Origin of the sequence: Embleya sp. NPDC056575, from assembly GCF_042793325.1 — a bacterium.
In the GTDB taxonomy this organism is placed as follows: domain Bacteria; phylum Actinomycetota; class Actinomycetes; order Streptomycetales; family Streptomycetaceae; genus Embleya.
In genome coordinates this window covers 57,000-73,272 of sequence record NZ_JBHTVA010000038.1, presented here as the reverse complement: position 1 = coordinate 73,272, position 16,273 = coordinate 57,000, and the positions used below count along the sequence as shown (strand labels likewise).

The window sequence follows — 16,273 nt, the reverse complement described above, 5'->3', positions numbered from 1 at the left end:
CATACACGGCGAGCCCCGTCGATCCGTCGACGAGCGCCCGCCGGACGAATACGACGGACACTACGGGGAGCAACCCATGACATACGCGATCGAGACCGAGGGCTTGGTCAAGCGGTACGGCGACACCACCGCGTTGGCCGGGATCGATCTGCGGTCCGAGGCGGGCACCGTGCTGGGCCTGCTCGGCCCCAACGGCGCGGGCAAGACCACGATGGTGCGGGCGCTGGCCACGTTGATCAAACCGGACGCAGGCATCGCCCGGGTCGGCGGGTTCGACACGGTGCGCCAGGCGCACGAGGTACGCCGGCTGATCGGGCTGACCGGGCAGTACGCGTCGGTGGACGAGGAGATGACCGGGTTCGAGAACCTGCTGCTGCTCGGCCGACTGCTCGACCTGCCCCGTGCCGAGGCCAAGGCGCGGGCCCGCGAACTGCTCGCCCGGTTCGACCTGACCGAGGCCGGCGGGCGCAGCCCCGACACGTATTCGGGCGGTATGCGGCGTCGCCTCGACCTGGCCGCCTCGCTGGTCGGGCGCCCGTCCTTCCTCTACCTGGACGAGCCGACCACCGGCCTGGACCCGCGCAGCCGCGGCGACGTGTGGCAGATGATCCGCGACCTGGTCCGCGACGAGGGCGTGACCGTGCTGCTGACCACGCAGTATCTGGACGAGGCCGATCACCTGGCGAACGACATCGTGGTGATCGACCACGGCCGGGTGATCGCGAACGGCACCTCCGACGAGCTCAAGGCGCAGATCGGCGGCCGGAGTCTGGAGGTGCGCCCGGTCGACCCGAGTCGACTGCCCGACGTGGTCGAGCTGTTGCGCGAACTCGCCGGCCGGGAGCCGTTCGTGGAGCACGAGCGCGGTCAGGTCACCGTCGCGGTGAGCGACGAGGACGTGCTGCCGGTGGTGGTGCGTCGGCTCGACGAGGCGGGCATCCGGGTCAACGAGTTCACCCTGCAACTGCCCAGTCTGGACGAGGTGTTCCTGACCATCACCGGGCACCGCAGCCAGGACTCGGGCGAGCGGGACGACGGCGCGGACCCGAAGAGGAAGGCCGCGTGAACCGACTCCCGGACCGTTACGGCACACGTGTGATGCCGATGCTCGCCCTGCTCCTCACGATCGTCTCCCACCTGGCCCTCATCCCTGGAGCCTCCCGATGACCACGACCACCGTCCGCCCGGCCGACACGAGCGCCACCCCGCCTCCCGCCCACGGCACGCCCGGGGCACATCGCAACGACCCGAGCGCCGTGGTGCGGCACACGCTCACCCTCACCTGGCGCAGCCTGGTGAAGTTGAAGAAGCAGAGCGAGCAGCTGATCGACCTGACGCTGCAGCCGATCCTGTTCATCGTGATGTTCGTGTACCTGTTCGGCGGCGCGATCGAGGGCAGCACGCACGACTATCTGCAGTTCGTACTGCCCGGCATCATGGTGCAGACCGTGGTGTTCGCGTCGGTGGGCACCGGCGTCGGGTTGTGCACCGACATGTCCACGGGTGTGTTCGACCGGTTCCGCAGCCTGCCGATATCGCGTCTCGCGCCGCTCGCGGGCACCGTGCTCGGCGACGTGTTGCGCTTCTTGGTCGCCATCACGTCGGTGTTCGTGTTCGGCACCATCATCGGTTTCCGGTTCCAGACCAATGTGCTCGCGGTGGCCGCCGCGGTCGGTCTGGTCCTGGTCTTCGCGTTCGCGTTCTGCTGGGTCGTGGCGCTGCTCGGGGTGAGCATGAAGCAGCCGCGCACGGTGCAGGGCGTCTCGTTCCTGATGATGTTTCCGCTGACCTTCGGCTCGAACCTGTTCGCCAAGACCTCGACCATGCCGGGCTGGTTGCAGGCGTGGGTGAAGGTCAATCCGGTCACCGCGGTCACCAACGCCTCGCGCGGGCTGCTCACCGGTGGCCCGGTGGCGCACCACGCGATCGTGGCGCTGCTGTGGGCGCTGGGTCTGATGCTGGTGTTCATTCCGCTGACGGTGCGTCAGTACAACCGGCGGGCCTGACCCGCCGGTCCTGGCTCGACCACCCGTCGCCCGACACCCACAGCGGTGGCGGCGCGACGGGCAGGTCGGCCGTCACCAGGGAGACCACCTCTTCCCGGGTCATCGCCGTGCCGATGGCCCGGGCCCGGTCGTACTCCTCGACGCTCATCCGCTCCAGGATCCGCCCGGCCACCCGGTCCGCGTCGACGTCGCCCAGGTCGGGATGGCCGCGCACCACCTGTGCCCCGCCGAGCAGGGTCGCGGCCTGCTCCGGATCGCCGCAGAGCAGCGCCAGCGCGGAGAATCCCTCGACGCAGCCCGCCAGGATCGGCATGTCCTGGCTCTCCAACGCGAACGGCAGCCCGGTCCGCAGATCGGCGCGCGCCGCCGCCGCGTCGCCTCGCGCACAGGCCACGTGCGCCCGGCCGACATACAGGCTGCAGACGAACTGCGGCGGCAACTGCCGCAGTCGCGGCTCCGGCGGCAGCGCCGCGATGACCTGGTCGTAGCGTTCTCCCGCCTCGTCGAAGTCCCCGACGAAACGGGCGAGTTCGGCCAGGCCCAGGGTGGTGCCCAGGCCGGTGGTGAGCGAGGCGCCGGGCGCGCCCGGCCGACGCGAGATGTCCTCCATCACCTGCCGGGCGAGGGCGATGTCGCCGGCCCGCGCGTGGATCATCCCGCGACGCACCATCAGTTGCGGGATCTCGTCCTCGGCCTGGAGCGCGCCCAGCAGGCCCAGCGCCTCGTCCACGGCGGCCAGCGCCGCGTCGTAGTCGGCCATGTACATCAGCAGTTCGGCCAGTCCCGAGATCGCCGAGGCCCGGCCCCAGCGGTCCCCGATCGCCGCGAACCGATCCCGGGCGTCGGTCAGGAAGGTCACCGCCTCCTTGGGGCTGCCCAGGTTGACCGCGAAGTGTCCGCGCATGAGCCGCGCCATGGCCTGGACCCACGGGTCGTCGATCTCGTCCGCGTCCTGCAGCGCGGCCCGCAGAGCCGCCTGGTCGGTACGGATGACGGACGCCAACAGCTCCATGAAAACCGGCAGTTCGGGCACCTCGTCGGGTTCGAGCCGACGGGTGATCAGCCGGGCCCTGGCGTAGGAGCGCAGCGCGTTGCCCCGCTCTCCCGCGGAGAAGGAGTGCAGCGCGTGGAAGGCGAGCGCGGCGGCCCGGCGGGCCCGCGGCACGGGGCCGGGCAGGGCGAGCGCCTCGTGGCCCCAGGAGTACGCCTCGGCGTGGGTGCCGCGCATCGCCCAGTACCAGGAGAGCGCGTCGACCAACCGGGTCGCCAGCCGGGCGTCGGCGTGGTCGACGGCGTAGCGCAGCAGGAGCGCGAGGTTGTCGTGCTCGGCGGTGATCCGGTTGATCGCCTCGATCTGTCCCGGGCCGCGCAGCCGGGCGCCTGCCGCCTCGACGTAGTCGATGAACCAGCGCGCGTGCCGCTCGGAGATCGCCTCGGCCTCGCCCGCCTCGACCAGTTTCTCGCTCGCGTACGCCTGGATGGTCTCCAGCAGCCGGTAGCGGGTCTCGGTGCTGCCGATCACGTCCACCAGCGACTTGTCCACCAGTCCGGCGAGCAGGTCGAGCACGTCGGCGGGGTCGAAGTCGTCGCCGGGCAGTACCGCCTCGGCGGCCTCCAGGGTGGTGCCGCCGGCGAACACCGACAACCGGCGCAGCGCGGTGCGTTCGCGCTCCTCCAGCAGATCCCAGCTCCACTCGACCACCGCGCGCAGCGTCTGGTGGCGGGGCAGCGCGGTACGGCTGCCGCCGGTGAGCAGCCGGAAGCGGTCGTCGAGGCGGTGCGCGATCTGCGCGGGGGTGAGCGAGCGGGTGCGGGCGGCGGCCAGTTCGATGGCCAGCGGCTGGCCGTCGAGCCGGCGGCAGATCTCACCGACCGCGCCGATCGTGTCGGCGTCGACGGCCAGACCCGGCCGCACCGCGCGGGCCCGGTCGGCGAACAGCCGCACCGAGGCGTAGCCCAACGCGTCCGCGGCGTCGACGCCGACCGGCGGCAGGGCCAACGGGCCCAGCGGGTACAACATCTCGCCGTCGATGCCCAGCGGCTCGCGGCTGGTGGTGAGGATGCGCAGCGACGGCGCGCGGGCGAGCAGTCGGGCGGCGAAGCTCGCGGCGGCGGCGATCAGGTGCTCGCAGTTGTCCAGGATCAGCAGGCTGGGCGGGCCGGTGAACGCGTCGACGATCCGGTCGACCAGGTCGCGCGCACCGGCCAGATGCGGGTCGAGCAGGCCCACCTCGCGGCGGCCCAGCGCCCCCAGGACCGCCTGCGGCACGTCCAACGGGTCGAGTACGGGGGCGAGTTCGACGAACCAGATGCCGCCGTCCACGCCCACGCCGCGGGTGGCGATCCGGCTGCCGGCCTCGGTGCTCAGCCGGGTCTTGCCCGCGCCGCCGGGGCCGACGACGGTGACCAGGCGCGATTGGCCGAGGAGCCGGTCGACCCGATCCACCTCGTCCTCGCGGCCGACGAAGGTGGTCAGCCGGGCGGGCAGATTGCCCGGGGCCGGGCGGACGGCGACCGGCGGGACGGGCGCGGGCGACCCGGAGGCGGCGGGCGTGGACGCCGGCGCGGGCCGCGAGTCGCCACCGCGCAGCACGGCCAGGTACGCGGCCTCCAGATCGGGCGAGGGGTCGATGCCCAGCTCGTCCGCCAGCCGCTCGCGCAGGTCCTGATACAGCGTCAGCGCGTCCGCCCGGCGGCCCTCCTCGTGCAGCGTGCGGATCAGCAGACCGTACAGCCGCTCGCGCAGCGGATGCTCGCGGGTGAGCTGCTCCAACTCGGCGGCCAGCCCCTGGCTGCGGCCCAGGATCAGCTGCGCCTGGACCCGGTCCTCGATCGCGCCCAACCGCTGCTCGGCCAGCCGCGCCGCGGGCCCCTGCGCGAAGCTCGCGTCGGCGGCGTCGACCAGGGCCGGGCCGCGCCACATCGCGAGCGCGCGCGTGAGCGTCTCGGCCGCGCCGGCCGGGTCGCGCTCGTCGAGTTGCCGGCGTCCGCGCACCGCCAGCTCGGTGAACACGTGCGCGTCCAGGTCGTCGGGGCGGATGTCGAGCCGATAGCCGGCCGGCCCCGAATCGAGCCCGACGGGCAGTTGCCGGCGCAGTCGCGAGATCAGCGACTGCAACGCGTTTCCCGCGCCGGAAGGGGGGTCCTCACCCCACACGGCCGTGATCAACCGGTCGGCGGAGACCGGTCTGCCGGGGTCGAGGGACAGGCGGATCAGCAGCGCGCGCAGGCGCGCGCCGCCGATCGTCACGGATCGACCGTCGTCGTCCCACGCCTGGAGCGGGCCAAGCACCGAGATGTACACCCCACCACTCTTCCACCCCGACGGGTCGCCCGGGGGTGTCGGCCGGCGGCGCGCGGAGCGCGGTGGGGGTCGGCGACGGGGAGTTGCGCTTTGGGAGCGCCCCGGGGCACGGGAACCCGGGACGATCATCTGGAGAATTCACTCGTTCGTGGGATTAATTCCCACTCCTGGGAGTGAGCGCCCCGAACAAATCAACCGTTCGGTATCGGATCGGATCCGACTCAGGCGCCGATACGACCGATAAACGTTTGCCACGCACCGGATTCCAGTTCGAGGACCGGACCGGCGGCAACTTTCGAGTCGCGCACCAGGACGGCATCGGTGTCGGGGGCCGTCTCGACGCAATTGCTGGTGGCCCCGCTGTAGGTGCTGCGCCGCCAGGCGTGGCCGGTTGCAGCCTCGTGACCTGCAACTTTCCCACCGGAGTGGGAATCGATCGCAGCCTCTTGGGAAACGGACGGGAAATGCGATCCCTGCTTTGTGTTGCTCAAGACAATTCCTTTGCTGTGAGCTCGATCATGGACAAGGATTCACCGTACGACAGTGCGGCCGCGCGGATGTCCTCAAACATCCGCTCATAGACACTGACGTGTTCGGGCTCCTCGAGATAGAGGCTACTCGTATGCGTGTCGAGGACGACCACATCCAGATCGGAAAGTTCGGGGAATCCGATGATCGCGAATGAACCCTCGATCGCGGGGTGTGCGCCGGCGGCGAACGGAAGGATCTGCAACCGCACGTGCGGCCGGGCCGCGGCGGCCATCAGATGCTCCAGTTGGGCACGCATCGTCTCCCGCCCGCCCACCACCGTGCGCAGCACCGACTCGGAGATCACCACGCTGAGCCGAAACGTCGCCTCGCCCTGCGCGCCGACCCGGTCGAGCACCGCCTGCCGCTCCTGACGCACCCGCACCAGCATGTCCACCTCCTCGGCCGGCATGTCGTCGCGGACCGCCGCGATCACCGCCCGCACGTAGTCGGGCGTCTGCAACAGGCCCGGAATGAGCGAGAGTTCGAAGCCACGCATACCCGAAGACTCGGCTTCCAGGCTGAGCAACTCGGCGTAGGAGCTGGGCAGGATCGACGAATAGCTGTGCCACCAGCCGCGCTTCTTGGCCTCGCGGGCCAGGGTGAGCAACGAATCCCGCTCCCGCTCGTCCGCGACCTCGTACAGGTCGAGGAGGATCCGCAGGTCCACCGGTCGTACCCCGCTGCGCCCCAACTCGATCCGACTGACCTTGGAATCCGAGCACTCCAGACGTACGGCGACGTCTTCGAGGCTCAGGCCGCGCGCCTCGCGCAACCGGCGCAGCTCGGTCCCGAGCCTGCGCTGCCGAACGGTCGGATTGGGCGCCATGGCCACGCCGCACCTCCATGTACACGCTGTTGACGCACCGAACCGGAACGTCGGCGCGTCCGATCGGGGGACAGTGTGCCCTACTGGGCGTGGAAGTGTGGTTACTACCGGAATCTTCCCGTGCATCCAAGAGTGGGAGTTGCACACTCGTTGTCGGCCCGGCACGCTCCATGCCGGTCATGACTTACTGTTGTCCACGGGTCGCTCTGGGTGCGTGTTCCGGATCGTGCGACCCCCTGCCGCACGTCCGGAGGTCGACATGCCGGTGATGGCGGAGGACGTCCGTCACTATTGCGTTCAGCTGGCCGCCTCGGCACCGGCGGTGGGCCGTGCCCGCCGGACCACCGGCAAGGTCCTGCACGACTGGGGCCTGGCCGAATTGGTCGACGTGGCAGAGGTGTTGCTGACCGAACTGCTGACCAACGTGCTCGTGCACGTCGGTCCCGGCGCCTGGCACGCGCTCACCCTGCTGCACGACGGCGACCTGCTGCGGGTGGAGGTGCGCGACTCGTCGCCGCGCATGCCGATCGCCCGGGTCGGCGACTGGGACGAGGAATCGGGCCGAGGACTGCGGATGATCGACGGCTTGGCGCACGCGTGGGGCGCCGACCGGCTCCCGCCGGGGAAGGTGGTGTGGTTCACCCTGCCCGACGCGCCGTAGCCGCGCCCGGGCCGCGCACCGGCCCGGGCCCGCTCAGCGGGCGGTCGATCCGGCGACCGCGAGCAGGCACTCCTCGGCGAAGGCCACCACCCGCAGGTGATAGGCGCGCGCGGCGTGGTGGAGGCTGATGTTGTGCCCCACGCCGCGCTGGGTGTACGTCTCCACCGTGCGCGCCCGGCGCAACGACTCCCGTGCCAGGTCCGGTACTTCGGGTCCCGACGGGTGGGACCGCTCGAACTCGGCGACGGTCCAGTGCACCGCCGGCGTCACCCTCGCGAGCACGTCCGGCAGCGTGTTCGGGCTCTCGCGCACGTCCACGAACTCGGCCATCGGCACCGGCGCCACCACCCGACCCGCCCGGGTCAGCAGCGCGGGATCGTAGGACCCCGGCGGCCCGAAGAAGGCGTCGGGGGTGGCGCCTCCGGTCGAGGGGACGAAGTCGCCGTCGGTGGGGACGGCGGCGAACTCGGCGAGCCGGGCCGGGGTGTACCGCAGCGGCACGCCCGCGACGGCCAGGCCGAGCAGATCGTGGCCACGCTTGTCGGCGCCCATGCGCAGCGCCAGGACCGCGCCCATCGAGTGCGCGACGACGAACACGGGCAGGCGCGCCGGCGCGGCGGGGTCGGCGGCGGCCGACGGGTCGGGGTCACCGCCGGGGACCTCTCGGGGATCCGGCGCCGTCTCGAACGCCCCCGTCGTCAACTCCTCGACGAGGGCGAACAGGGCGTCCGCCTGCGCGTCGAGTCCCTGACGGGCCCGGTCCAGGCCCGCGGACGCGCCGTACCCGGGGCGGTCGATCGCCAGCACGGTCCAGCCGAGCGCCGCGCCGAGCAGCAGGAGCGAGCCGTCGGGGGCGCCGTCGCGATGCCAGTAGGCGGCGCGGGATCCGCCGCCGTGGATCGCCAGGAGCAACCCGCGCGGGCGGACGCCGGCCCCGGGTCGGGCGAGCAGACCCGACAGGGTCGTACCCGCGATGTCATAGCCAACGTTCTCGACCCGGCCGGGCATGGTGCTGACCTCCACGTGCGATTGCCCCCCGATGACACCACATCGCCTCGCCGGACATTGACGGGGTATCACCCCCGACCAACAATGTAACGGTGTAACAGAGACGAGGTCGGAGCACGGACGCCCACCCGTCGCGGACATTCACCCCTACGGGACAACGGAGTCACCCCTTGAAGCACCAGGACGTGGTCGCCACCGGGCGGCGCATCATCGAGCACATCACCCACCGCACGCTCGACCTGGGCGCGGCCCCCGTCGTCCTGGACGGCTCGGCCTTCACCGATCCGGTCCGGCACGCCCGCGAGCGCGAGGTGTTGTTCCGACGCACGCCGCAGGTGATCGGGTGGGCGGGCGAGGTGGCCGAACCGGGCGACTTCATCGCGCGCGACGTGGACGGCGTGCCGGTCCTGGTCACCCGCGACCGGGACGGCGAGCTGCACGCGTTCTTGGACGCGTGCACCCACCGGGGGATGCGGGTCAGCCGGGACACACCCGAAACGGAGGGGTTGTCCGGGACCGGGTGCGGCAGCGCGCAGCGGTTCCGCTGCGGCTACCACGGGTGGACGTTCGGCAACGGCGGCGAACTCACCGGTCTGCCGTCGCGTCCGCAGTTCCCCGGCATCGACCCGAAGCGGTTCGGGCTGCGCCGGCTCCCGGTCGCGCTGTCCGCGGGCCTGGTCGTGGTCGGCCTGCGGCCGGAGGTCGAGGTGACCGACGCGCTGGACGAACTGGCCGACGCCTACGCCGGTTTCCCCTACGACCGGACCCGGGCGGTGGTGAGCGAGCGGTTCGAACTCGACTGCAACTGGAAGCTCACCGTCGACGTCAACGTCGAGGCCTACCACGTACCGTTCCTGCACACCGCGACCATCGACGGCATCGTGCTCAACCACGGCATCGTCGACACGTGGGGACCGCACACCCGCTTCGCGGTGCCGATCGTCGGCTTCGAGCAGCTGGCCGAGGTGCCCGAGGAGTCCTGGCCCGCGCGGTTGCCGATGGTCAACGTCCAGACCGTGCTGCCCTCGACCGTGCTGATCGAGAGCCCGCTGAGCACCACGATGTTGCGGATCTACCCGGGCGATCGGCCGAACCGGTCGGTCGTGCACATGACCGAGGGCACCTGGGAGCCGCTCGGCGAGCAGAGCATCGCCACCGCCAGAGCCAACCACGAGACCAACAAGCGGGTACTGGTCACCGAGGACTTCCCGGGGGCCGCGTCCTGCCAGCGCGGGTTCGACGGCGGGCTGCCGACGATGGTCGTGGGCATGGGCGAGTCGGCGGTGGCGCACTGGCACCGGGTGTGGGACGACGCGCTCGCCACGGCCGGGGACTGACGGCTCGGAACGGGGCGCGCGGGGCGGCGGGCGGAGCACCGGACGGCGCGGGCGGACGGGACGGCGGGCGCCGTCGGGTTATGATCGTCTCGCTCGCGAAACGCTGTGCGGTTCGCGAAGGAGGCGCCTTTGGCCGGGCGCCTCCTTTTCTTTTGTCCCCATCCCGCCTCCTTGCCCGAATCCCGCGCCGGTCCGAGCCCGCGCGATGGGTGTGCGCGGCGCGGGCGCGCGAACCGTTTCCGGATCGTTTTTCCCCGCTCTACCCGTGCGGTGCCGCAGGTCCTACTCTGCTCTCCAGCAAGCACGTCGACGGGTCCCGAAGGGGCGTGGGCGATGCCCGGGGTGCGCACGCTCGAAGAAGTGCTCGACCACGACGGCCCGCTCGCCGAGGGGCCGTTACGCGAGGTCGCGGCGGGTATCGCCGACGCGTTGGCCCGGGTGCACGCGATCGGTCTCGTGCACGGCCGGCTCGGTGCGGACCAGGTCCTGCTCACCCCGTACGGCCCGCGCGTGACCGGGTTCGCCGGCCGCGCCGACACGGACGACGGCGGCGATCCGTCGGAGGATGTGTACGCCTTCGGCACACTGATCACCCTGGCCGGCGGCGGGGCGTCCTCCGGCGAACTCGGCCCGCTGCTGCGCCGCTGCCTCGACCCCGATCCCGGGCGGCGGCCGACGGCGGTCGACGTGGACCGGGTGCTCAGCCCGAGGCCCGCCGTGCTGACGGTACCCGCCGGGGTGGACGACGGCGCCGACGTGCCGCAGGAGGCCCGCGCGCAGGAGCCGCCGACCGGGCGCGGGCTGACCCGTCGGCGCCTGCTCGTCGGGGGCGGCTTCGCACTCACCGCGGCCACCGTGACGTCCGCCGGCGTCGCCTTCGCGCGCTACGCCGGGGGCGGTGGCTCACACCCCAGGATGCGGTGGCGGCGCTCGGTGGAGGGTCGGGTGACCACCCTTCAGGTCTTCGACAACGTCGCCTACTGCACCACGACGGACAACGTGGTGATGGCCGTCGGCACCGAGACCGGGGTCGCGCTGTGGACGGCGCGGACCGAGTCGATGGTCTGGTCCCAGCCGGTGGTCTCCGGCACCGCGATGTTCCTGGCCTGCGTGGCCGGACAGGTCACCGCGCTCGATCCGAGCACCGGCGAGCGGCTGTGGCAGCAGCACGCCGGCGACCAGATCCTCGGCGCGCCGGTGTTGTACGGCTCGTCCCTGGTGGTCGGCACCCGGGACGACCGGGTGGTGGGCATCGACATGACGCAGGGCGCGCAGAGTTGGCAGTGGAGCGAGGGCACCCCACGCGGCGGGGTGATGCCGGCCGTCTCGGAGACCGGCGGCGACTTCCTGTACCTGACCTACAGCGACGGTACGGTCGGCGCGATCCGCGACGATCGCCGGGAGCCGAGGTGGTCGACCCGGCTCGACTCGCCGATCGCCCGCCCGGCGCGCGCGATGGGCGATCTGGTCCACGTGGTGTCGGGCTTCACGCTGGTGGCGCTGAGCGGGTCGACCGGCGAGGTGCGGTGGCGTTTCCAGGGCGCCCCGGACATGACCGTCCCGGTGGTGACCGAGAACCTCGTCTACACCACCGACGTCGGCGCGCTGTACGCGCTCGACGCGCGTACCGGCCGGGAGCGCTGGCGGCAGCCCACCGGCGCGCGGGTGCCCAGTCCGGTGGCCCTGGTGAACGGGACCGCCTATGCCGGCGGCACCGACACGCTGTACGCGTTCGACCCGGTCACCGGCGGGCGGCATTGGCGGCACGGGCTGCCGACCTACCTGACCGCCGCCCCGGCGGGGGCCGGCAAGGTGCTGCTGCTGGGTACGGCCGGGTCCGAACTGGTCGCGCTGGAGACCTGATCCACCCGGGTCGCGGCGGCGAGCGCGGCGTGGGCGGTCGGCGCGTCGGCCGCGGTCACCGTGATCAGCCGGCCGCCCCCGGCCAACGCGCACACCGCGCGCTTGGGGGCGCTCGACGCCGGTTCGGCCGGGGCGGGCAGGGCCAGCCGGGCGCCCACCACGGTCCCGCCGGCGGTGCCGGCCGGTCCCCGCCACCCCGGCGGCGCGGCGGGGCCGTACGCGCTCCGCTGACGCAGCACCGGCCGCCCGGCCACCACCGCGTCCCAGCGCGAGAGCACGTCGCCGCAGGGTTCGCCGGCCCGGCCCAGGATCAGCGTCTCCTGGGCGAGAAGACGTGCGTCCTCGGCGAGTTCGGCGTGCACGACGGTGTGGAACGTGGCGCCCGCGGCGACCACGACCGGCTCGGGCGACCAGTCGAGGACGGCGCCGGCGGCGATCACCAGGTCGACCCGCTGCCGGGCCGGGGTGCCGTCGCCGATCAGCACCACCGCGGCGGCGGCGGTCCGGATCCGCAGCCGGGCGCCCGGCCCCACCTCGACCCGCACCGCCAGGTCGTCGCCGCCGATCGGGCCGGCCGCGCCGCCGACGAGGACCACCTCGGGGATCGGCCCGGGTACGGACACCTCGCGCGGCGCCAACGGCACCTGTCCGCGCAGTCGGGTCACCACCGAGCGGCCGTGCCGAACCTCCGCGCGGATCAGCGCGGTCGCCCTCACCCGCCGACCGGGACCGGGCACGCCGCGGGGACGGGGGTGCCGGCCCGCCAGGCGGCGATCTGCTCGAGCACCCACGCGGCGACCACGTCCGCGTCCGGGGTCTCGCGCAGGGACAGGAAGGCCACCGGCGTGCCGGGGCGCATCCGGGCCGCGTCCCGGTCCATCACCGTCAGGTCGGCGCCGATCTGCGGGGCGATGTCCGTCTTGTTGATCACCAGGAGGTCGGAACGGCTCACGCCGGGGCCGCCCTTGCGCGGGACCTTGTCGCCGCCGGACACGTCGATGACGAACATCTGCACGTCGGCCAGTCCCCGGCTGAACGTCATGGTCAGGTTGTCCCCGCCGGATTCGATCAGCACCAGGTCCAGGTCCGGATGCGCCGCCTCCAGATCCTCGACCGCGTCCAGGTTGCCGCTGATGTCGTCGCGCACCGCGGTGTGCGGGCAACAGCCGGTCTGCACCGCGGCGATCCGGTCCGCCGCCAGTACCCCGGCCGCGCGCAGGAAGTCGGCGTCCTCGGTGGTGTAGATGTCGTTGGTGACGACGGCGAGCGAGAACCGCCCCGCGAGGACCCGGCACAGCGCGGCGACCAGCGCCGTCTTGCCGGATCCCACGGGACCGCCGACGCCGATCCGCAACGCGCGCGTGCCGGGCGCCGCGGGCTCGGGGCGTGCCGGGTATGTCGGGTCCGCCGACGGCCCGCCGTTGCCGGGTGTGTGGTCAAGATGCAAAGTGGACGACCTCCTCCTGGACGTGTAGTTCGTGGCAGACGTCCAGGCCCACGGCGGACCAGCAGGGCAGCCGGTCCCAGTCGCCGTCGGCGGAGACGGTGCGGGCCGCGTCGGCGGCCTCCTCCGCCACCTGGTCGCAGTGCCCGGCCATCTCGGCGAGCACCACGGTGACCGCGATCGGGTCGAGGGAGAGCAGTTTCACCGCGGCGGAGGCGGGCCCGTTGACCACGTTGGTGGCGGCCAGCACGGCCGCCTCGCGCGCGTCCAACCGGGCCCGGGTGGCCGCGGCGCCGAGCACGATCGCGTGGTGCGGGGACACCCCGAGCGCGGTCCACGGCTCGGTGGGCCAGGCGGCCTTGACCACCCGGCGCAACGACCGGCCCTGCGCACGCGAGGCGGCCCGGGCGGGCGCCGACGCGGTCCTGGCGTCGAGTTCGGCGTCGAGTTCGGCCCAGGGCCCGTGTTCGGGCAGCGTGTAGGGGCCCGCCGTCAGCGCGGCGACGGCGGCGAAGGCCGCCTGTACCGCGCCGGTGGAATAGAGCTTGCCGAGCAGGAACTCGGTGAGCGTGTCGAGGTCGTGCACCTCTCCGCGCAGGACCGCGTTCTCCAGACCGCCGGAGTGCGCGTAGCCGCCGGCGGGCAACCGTGAGTCCCCGAGCAGGAGCAGTCCAGCACCCATCAGTACCACCTCTTACTGGTCGTAACGTGTCGATGTCGGTCCCGGCCGGTCACCGCAGTCACAGTTCTCTGCCCTGACGGTGAGTCAGCTTTCCCTGACCCTCCGTCAAGAAGCAAGCGTGCGCAATCAGAAAAGGAAATAACGTTGGGCCATCGGCAGGGTTCCGGCCGGCGCGGCGACCACCTTCTCGCCGTCCACCCGCACGGAGAACGTCTCGGGATCGACCTCGATGCGCGGCATGGCGTCATTGAGCGGCATGGCCGACTTGCCCCGACCCCGCACGTCGCCGGTGGGCACGAGTCGACGATCGAGGTCCAGCCGCCCCGCGAGCCCGTCCTCCAGGGCCGCCGGCGCCACGAAGTGCAACGACGTGGCCGCCGCGGTGCGTGCCGTAGCACCGAACATCGGCCTGGGCAGCACGGGTTGCGGAGTCGGGATCGACGCGTTCGCGTCGCCCATCGCGGCCCACGCGATCGCCCCGCCCTTGACCACCAGATGCGGCCGCACGCCGAAGAATCTCGGGTCCCACAACACCAGGTCGGCGAGCTTGCCGACGGCGACCGAGCCGACCTCGTCGTCGAGGCCGTGGGCGACCGCCGGGCAGATCGTGTACTTGGCCACATACCGCCGGGCCCGCAGATTGTCCGCGGCCCCGTCGCCGGGCAGCGAACCGCGCCGGACCTTGTTCACGTGCGCGGTCTGCCAGGTGCGCAGCACGGTCTCGCCGACCCGGCCCATCGCCTGGCTGTCCGAGCCGATCATGGAGATGGCGCCGAGGTCGTGCAGCACGTCCTCGGCGGCGATGGTCGAGGGGCGGATCCGCGATTCGGCGAACGCCAGGTCCTCGGCGACGGCCGGGTTCAGGTGGTGGCAGACCATCAGCATGTCGAGGTGCTCCTCGACCGTGTTGACGGTGTGCGGCCGGGTCGGATTGGTGGACGAGGGCAGGATGTTGGGCAGTCCGGCGACGGTGATGACGTCGGGCGCGTGTCCACCTCCGGCGCCCTCGGTGTGGTAGGCGTGGATGGTGCGCCCGCCGATCGCGGCCAGCGTGCCCTCCACGAAGCCGGTCTCGTTGAGCGTGTCGCTGTGCAGCGCGACCTGGATGCCGGCCCGGTCCGCCACGCGCAGCGCGGCATCGATCACGGCCGGGGTCGAGCCCCAGTCCTCGTGCAGCTTGAGTCCGCCGGCGCCGGCCCGGATCTGCTCCCACAGGGCCTCCTCGGACACGGTGTTGCCCTTGCCGAGAAGCACGAAGTTGATCGGTACGCCGTCCAACGCCTCCAGCATCCGGGCCAGATGCCACGCACCGGGCGTGACGGTGGTCGCCTTCGACCCCTCGGCCGGACCGGTCCCGCCGGCGACCATGGTGGTCACCCCGGCGGACAACGCCTCGGGAAACTGCGTCGGCGAGATCAGATGCACGTGGCAGTCCACGGCCCCGGCGGTCAGGATGCGCCCATTGCCCGCGATGATCTCGGTGGACGGCCCGATCACCAGGTCGGGATGCACCCCGTCCATCGTGTCGGGATTGCCGGCCTTGCCGATCCCGCACACCCGGCCGTCCCGGATGCCGACGTCCGCCTTCACAACCCCCCAGTGATCCAGGATCACCGCCCCGGTGATCACGGTATCCGGAGCCCCCTCGGCCCGAGTCCGAAGCGACTGCCCCATCGACTCCCGAATCACCTTCCCCCCACCGAAGATCACCTCGTCCCCGGCAGCCCCGAGCGGCCGGGTCAAATCCTCGGTCACCTCCACAAGCAACTCGGTATCGGCCAGCCGAATCCGATCCCCGGTGGTAGGCCCGTACAGAAGCGCGTACCGATGCCGATCGACGGTCGTCACCGAGAACCCTCCCGATCCAACTCGCCCCCGCGCCCGACCCGCAGCCCCGGCACCACGCGCGCCCCCGCGAGCGGCACCAACTCCACTTCGCGCCCGACACCCGGCTCGAACCGCACCGCTGTCCCGGCCGGCACATGCAGCCGATGCCCCCAGGCCGCGTCCCGATCGAACTCCAACGCATCGTTGGCCGCCGGAAAATGCAGATGCGACCCCACCTGCACGGGCCGATCCCCGACGTTCAGCACCATCAACGTCACCACGGCCCGCCCGGGATTGAGCACAATCTCGCCCGAGCCCAACAAAACCTCACCGGGCACCACAGCCGCCAACGACCGCCGAGCCCGACCCCCGCTCACGGAATCGGCCGATGCACGGTAACCAGTTTCGTCCCATCCGGAAAGGTAGCCTCCACCTGCACCTCGGCCACCAACTCCGGCACCCCGTCCATCACATCGTCCCGCCCCAACACATGCCGCCCAGCCTCCTGAAGGTCCGCCACAGACCGCCCATCCCGAGCCCCCTCAAGCAAAAACGAAGCCAACACAGCAGTAGCCTCGGGATGATTCAGCCGCAGCCCCCGAGCCCGCCGCCGCCCCGCCAGCTCAGCGGCATAGGACACCATCAACCGCTCCTGCTCATGCGGCGTCAACAACACGCGGCAACCTCCTCCAGGGCCGTACCGACTCGTTGCCTTCGAAGAATCGCCGGTACGTGTTACTCCACGAAACAGCCCATGTTAACGAGGCGTAGCCAAGTGCTCACA

15 protein-coding genes are annotated in these 16,273 nt (G+C 72.0%); 5 read left to right on the top strand and 10 right to left on the bottom strand.

Annotation, left to right across the window (positions count from 1 at the left end):
- Positions 1-76 precede the first annotated feature (76 nt).
- Both ACFRCG_RS28050 and ACFRCG_RS28045 read left to right on the top strand, forming a co-directional pair.
- Positions 77-1,066: an ATP-binding cassette domain-containing protein gene (locus ACFRCG_RS28050; protein ID WP_380036430.1), complete on the top strand. Its 990-nt coding sequence runs from the start codon at positions 77-79 to the stop codon at positions 1,064-1,066.
- Positions 1,067-1,163: 97 nt separating this feature from the next.
- Positions 1,164-2,006: an ABC transporter permease gene (locus tag ACFRCG_RS28045; RefSeq protein ID WP_380036428.1), complete on the top strand. Its 843-nt coding sequence runs from the start codon at positions 1,164-1,166 to the stop codon at positions 2,004-2,006.
- On the opposite strand, the gene ACFRCG_RS28040 is transcribed toward ACFRCG_RS28045, so the two are convergent.
- The 3 genes from ACFRCG_RS28040 to ACFRCG_RS28030 form a co-directional block, all read right to left on the bottom strand.
- Complete coding sequence (locus tag ACFRCG_RS28040) at positions 1,966-5,256, bottom strand: BTAD domain-containing putative transcriptional regulator (RefSeq protein WP_380036426.1); 3,291 nt, start codon at positions 5,254-5,256, stop codon at positions 1,966-1,968. The genes ACFRCG_RS28045 and ACFRCG_RS28040 overlap by 41 nt on opposite strands.
- A gap of 275 nt (positions 5,257-5,531) precedes the next feature.
- Positions 5,532-5,801 carry a DUF397 domain-containing protein gene (locus ACFRCG_RS28035; RefSeq protein ID WP_380036424.1) on the bottom strand — a complete coding sequence of 90 codons (270 nt, stop codon included), beginning with the start codon at positions 5,799-5,801 and terminating at the stop codon, positions 5,532-5,534.
- Positions 5,798-6,667 (bottom strand): helix-turn-helix domain-containing protein, encoded by an 870-nt coding sequence (locus ACFRCG_RS28030; protein WP_380036503.1) that lies wholly within the window; start codon positions 6,665-6,667, stop codon positions 5,798-5,800. Before ACFRCG_RS28030 ends, ACFRCG_RS28035 begins: the two co-directional genes overlap by 4 nt.
- 259 nt (positions 6,668-6,926) lie before the next feature.
- On the opposite strand from ACFRCG_RS28030, the gene ACFRCG_RS28025 reads away from it, so the two are divergent.
- Positions 6,927-7,328 (top strand): ATP-binding protein, encoded by a 402-nt coding sequence (locus ACFRCG_RS28025; RefSeq protein WP_126639430.1) that lies wholly within the window; start codon positions 6,927-6,929, stop codon positions 7,326-7,328.
- 33 nt (positions 7,329-7,361) lie between these two features.
- Here the strand turns inward: ACFRCG_RS28025 and ACFRCG_RS28020 are convergent, their stop codons facing one another.
- Positions 7,362-8,351 (bottom strand): alpha/beta hydrolase, encoded by a 990-nt coding sequence (locus ACFRCG_RS28020; RefSeq protein WP_380036422.1) that lies wholly within the window; start codon positions 8,349-8,351, stop codon positions 7,362-7,364.
- Positions 8,352-8,506: 155 nt separating this feature from the next.
- Here ACFRCG_RS28020 and ACFRCG_RS28015 point away from each other — a divergent pair, with 155 nt between their 5' ends.
- Both ACFRCG_RS28015 and ACFRCG_RS28010 read left to right on the top strand, forming a co-directional pair.
- Positions 8,507-9,673: an SRPBCC family protein gene (locus tag ACFRCG_RS28015; protein WP_380036420.1), complete on the top strand. Its 1,167-nt coding sequence runs from the start codon at positions 8,507-8,509 to the stop codon at positions 9,671-9,673.
- 333 nt (positions 9,674-10,006) lie between these two features.
- A complete protein-coding gene (locus ACFRCG_RS28010) occupies positions 10,007-11,536 on the top strand; it encodes a PQQ-binding-like beta-propeller repeat protein (protein WP_380036418.1) in 1,530 nt (509 codons plus the stop codon).
- Here the strand turns inward: ACFRCG_RS28010 and ACFRCG_RS28005 are convergent.
- The 6 genes from ACFRCG_RS28005 to ACFRCG_RS27980 all read right to left on the bottom strand — a co-directional run bounded on the left by ACFRCG_RS28005 (position 11,452) and on the right by ACFRCG_RS27980 (position 16,165).
- Positions 11,452-12,252: an urease accessory protein UreD gene (locus ACFRCG_RS28005; RefSeq protein WP_380036416.1), complete on the bottom strand. Its 801-nt coding sequence runs from the start codon at positions 12,250-12,252 to the stop codon at positions 11,452-11,454. The genes ACFRCG_RS28010 and ACFRCG_RS28005 overlap by 85 nt on opposite strands.
- Entirely contained in the window at positions 12,249-12,983 is a 735-nt protein-coding gene (gene ureG / locus ACFRCG_RS28000) for an urease accessory protein UreG (protein WP_380036414.1), read from the bottom strand. Before ureG ends, ACFRCG_RS28005 begins: the two co-directional genes overlap by 4 nt.
- Positions 12,973-13,662, bottom strand: coding sequence for an urease accessory protein UreF (locus tag ACFRCG_RS27995; RefSeq protein WP_380036412.1), 690 nt, complete (start codon positions 13,660-13,662; stop codon positions 12,973-12,975). Before ACFRCG_RS27995 ends, ureG begins: the two co-directional genes overlap by 11 nt.
- Positions 13,663-13,788: 126 nt before the next feature.
- Positions 13,789-15,510, bottom strand: a complete 1,722-nt coding sequence (locus tag ACFRCG_RS27990) for an urease subunit alpha (RefSeq protein WP_380036410.1) — start codon at positions 15,508-15,510, stop codon at positions 13,789-13,791.
- Entirely contained in the window at positions 15,507-15,830 is a 324-nt protein-coding gene (locus ACFRCG_RS27985; protein ID WP_380036408.1) for an urease subunit beta, read from the bottom strand. Before ACFRCG_RS27985 ends, ACFRCG_RS27990 begins: the two co-directional genes overlap by 4 nt.
- Positions 15,831-15,862: 32 nt before the next feature.
- Positions 15,863-16,165 carry an urease subunit gamma gene (locus ACFRCG_RS27980; protein WP_380036406.1) on the bottom strand — a complete coding sequence of 101 codons (303 nt, stop codon included), beginning with the start codon at positions 16,163-16,165 and terminating at the stop codon, positions 15,863-15,865.
- Positions 16,166-16,273: the final 108 nt, after the last annotated feature.

Bases quoted from the DNA above. Each gene is read 5' to 3' on its own strand.
- ACFRCG_RS28030 (WP_380036503.1), bottom strand. From the start codon at position 6,667: ATGGCGCCCAATCCGACCGTTCGGCAGCGCAGGCTCGGGACCGAGCTG.
- ACFRCG_RS28050 (WP_380036430.1), top strand. From the start codon at position 77: ATGACATACGCGATCGAGACCGAGGGCTTGGTCAAGCGGTACGGCGAC.
- ACFRCG_RS28025 (WP_126639430.1), top strand. From the start codon at position 6,927: ATGCCGGTGATGGCGGAGGACGTCCGTCACTATTGCGTTCAGCTGGCC.
- ACFRCG_RS28045 (WP_380036428.1), top strand. From the start codon at position 1,164: ATGACCACGACCACCGTCCGCCCGGCCGACACGAGCGCCACCCCGCCT.
- ACFRCG_RS28010 (WP_380036418.1), top strand. From the start codon at position 10,007: ATGCCCGGGGTGCGCACGCTCGAAGAAGTGCTCGACCACGACGGCCCG.
- ACFRCG_RS27995 (WP_380036412.1), bottom strand. From the start codon at position 13,662: ATGGGTGCTGGACTGCTCCTGCTCGGGGACTCACGGTTGCCCGCCGGC.